The sequence below is a fragment of the Nonomuraea antri genome (genome assembly GCF_013283785.1).
Classification (GTDB): Bacteria; Actinomycetota; Actinomycetes; order Streptosporangiales; family Streptosporangiaceae; genus Nonomuraea; species Nonomuraea antri.
Window position 1 is genome coordinate 1 of record NZ_JABCPZ010000478.1, and the last position, 2,505, is coordinate 2,505.

3 protein-coding genes are annotated in these 2,505 nt (G+C 72.7%); 2 read left to right on the top strand and 1 reads right to left on the bottom strand.

The window, feature by feature from the left end:
• Nucleotides 1-260: 260 nt before the first annotated feature.
• Nucleotides 261-644 carry a cupin gene (locus HII36_RS54630; RefSeq protein ID WP_173531288.1) on the top strand — a complete coding sequence of 128 codons (384 nt, stop codon included), beginning with the start codon at nucleotides 261-263 and terminating at the stop codon, nucleotides 642-644.
• Between the two features lie 109 nt (nucleotides 645-753).
• A complete protein-coding gene (locus tag HII36_RS54635) occupies nucleotides 754-1,782 on the top strand; it encodes a DUF4037 domain-containing protein (RefSeq protein ID WP_236005222.1) in 1,029 nt (342 codons plus the stop codon).
• A 19-nt stretch (nucleotides 1,783-1,801) separates the two neighbouring features.
• Here the strand turns inward: HII36_RS54635 and HII36_RS54640 are convergent.
• Nucleotides 1,802-2,505 (bottom strand): SRPBCC domain-containing protein (locus HII36_RS54640; protein WP_173531290.1); only part of this gene is annotated, 704 nt, incomplete at its 5' end.

Consider the following 2,505-nt stretch of genomic DNA (forward strand, 5'->3'; position numbering starts at 1 on the left):
GGTGGCCGAGTACGGGCGGGCGGCGCTGATGGTGGACGACCACAACGAGGCGGCGGTCGCGGTGTACCAGCGACTCGGCTACACCCGCAGGCTGACGGCGGTCGCGCGCCTGACGGACTGAGTGCTCATGGGTGGTCGCGCCGCCGGCGGGCCGGGTACTCCCGGTGAGGTAGCAGGCGCGGTCGTACTTCCCCGGTGCCAGGCGCAGGAGTCTTCCCCGGCACGACGACCGGGGGCGTCCCGGTGGCGACGATGGGTGCATGGACACGATCGATCTGTTCGACTCCGCCATCGGGTTGCGTCCCGGTGGTGAGATCCGCGCGGGCCGCCGGGGTGGCGAGCCCGATCAGGACGGCTGGCGGTTGACGGCCTTCCACGCCAAGACCGACGCCGACGTGCACGCCGGGCATTGGCAGGTCAACCTCGAGGCGGAGGAGGTCGTCTCCTGCCTGGTGGGGAAGTTCCGGCTGTACGTGTGTGCCGAGGGCGCCGGGCGGCGGGAGGAGATGGTCAGGTTGACGGCGGGGACGGCCGCGATCGTGCCGCGTGGCCGCCGGCACCGGATCGAGCTGGACATTCCGAGCATCGTGCTGGCCGTGACGCTGCCCAGGGGCAGCCGGCTGGAGGAGCGTCAGGGCCGGTAGATCAGCCGGGCGAGCCCGGCCGAGGACCTCGCGCCAGGTGACCCTTGGGGAAAATCGGGTGAGGTTCGGGCGGGCCTGGGGCAGAGTTGACGGAGTGATGTCCGATTTCATGCCTGGTATTGAGTTGTCCCGCGCCTTCTACGGCGAGGTGGTGGCGCCGTTGGTGGCCGGGGTCGCGCACAGCGCGGCGCTGATCGGCCCGGGTTCGGAGGTGCTGGCCTTCGACACGGCCCGCTCCGCCGACCACGACTGGGGCCCGCGGGTGCTGGTGTTCACCGACGCGGCGCTGGTGGGTGAGGTGGAGGCGAAGATCGCCGCCGCGTTGCCCGAGCGGTTCCGCGGTTTCGACACGGTTTTCGACTATCACGGGTCGCGCCGGCCCGGGGTGTGCGTGCGGGAGCTGGGCGGGTGGCTGGTGGAGCGGCTGGGGTTCGACCCGCGTGGCGGCATGTCGTTGCTGGACTGGCTGTCGGCGCCGTGGCAGTCGCTGGCGGAGGTGACGGCGGGGGAGGTGTTCCACGACGGCCTCGACGGTGGCGGGCTGGAGGCGGCGCGGGCGGCGTTGCGCTGGTATCCCGAGGACGTGTGGCGTTACGTGCTGGCCTGCCAGTGGCGGCGGATCGCGCAGGAGGAGCCGTTCCCCGCGCGGTGCGGGGAGGTCGGCGACGGCCTGGGCTCGGCCGTGGTGGGTGCGCGGCTGGCCAGGGAGGTGATGCGTCTGGCGCTGCTGTTGCGGCGCCGCTATCCGCCGTACCCGAAATGGCTGGGCAGCGCGCTGGCGCGGCTGCCGGGGTCGGCGGAGCTGGGGGAGTCGCTGGGCGAGGCGATGGCGGCGCGGTCGTGGCGTGAGCGCGAGCGCGGCCTGTCGGCGGCGTACGGGCGGCTGGCGGCGCTGCAGAACCGGGTGGCGCTGGCCGAGCGGCAGGACGAGCGGGTGCGCGGCTTCCACGATCGGCCGTTCGAGGTGATCGGCGGTGACCGGTTCGCCGAGGCGCTGATGTCGGCGGTGTCCGATCCGGTGATCAGGGCGTTGCCGGTGGTGGGCTGTGTGGATCAGTTGTCGGATTCGGCGGATCTGCTGCTGGCGCCACGGCGGGCGCGGGCGGCCACGGCGGCCGCCCTCGATTTGATCTACTAAGTAAAGGACGTGGGTTGGCTTAAGACCCACTTTCTCCATCCACAAACCCGTCGTCGACGAGACCGGCCGCCAGTTCCTCGACCAGGGCGCGCCAGGCGGGCAGGTCGGCCGGGTCGGCGCCGGTGATGACGAGGCGGGCGCCGTGGCCGGTGCCTTCGGTCAGCTCCCAGCGGATGTCGCCGTACTCGAGCAGCTTGGCGTTCTCCAGGCGTGTGACCGGTCCGGCGGCCCGGCCGGCCACGGTGAACGGCGCCGGCGGTGGCGCGCCGAGTGCGGCCTGGTGGCCGTGCAGGTGGTGCCAGACCTGGTCGGCGGGGCGGGCGAGCTGGCGTTCGAGGCGGACGGCGCCGTGGTGGGTGGTGGCGGGGTCGAGGCCGAGGATGGCGATGTAGTGCTCGTGCAGGCGGGCGCTGTCGGCGGGTGGGCGGATGGGGCGCTGGTCGAGGTGGGCGGCCAGGGCGGCGATGCAGGTGTGCCAGCCGGAGGCGAAGCTGGCGGCGCCGTGGCGGTCGGTGAAGGTGTGGGTGAGGGTGAGGATGCTGCCGTCGCCGTCGGGTTGGATCTCCCAGCGCAGTTCGTCGTCGCCCCAGGTGTGGGCGAACAGGTGGGGTTCGTCGTGGTGGGTGATGCGGCCGTCGGGGCCGAAGCCGTAGCCGATGCGGTCGCCGTCGATGGTGACGTCGGCGGGGAACCAGTGGGCGAGGTGTTCGGGCTGGGTGATGG

Coding starts and splice junctions, on each gene's coding strand:
- HII36_RS54630 (WP_173531288.1), top strand. CDS start 261: ATGGACACGATCGATCTGTTCGACTCCGCCATCGGGTTGCGTCCCGGT.
- HII36_RS54635 (WP_236005222.1), top strand. CDS start 754: ATGCCTGGTATTGAGTTGTCCCGCGCCTTCTACGGCGAGGTGGTGGCG.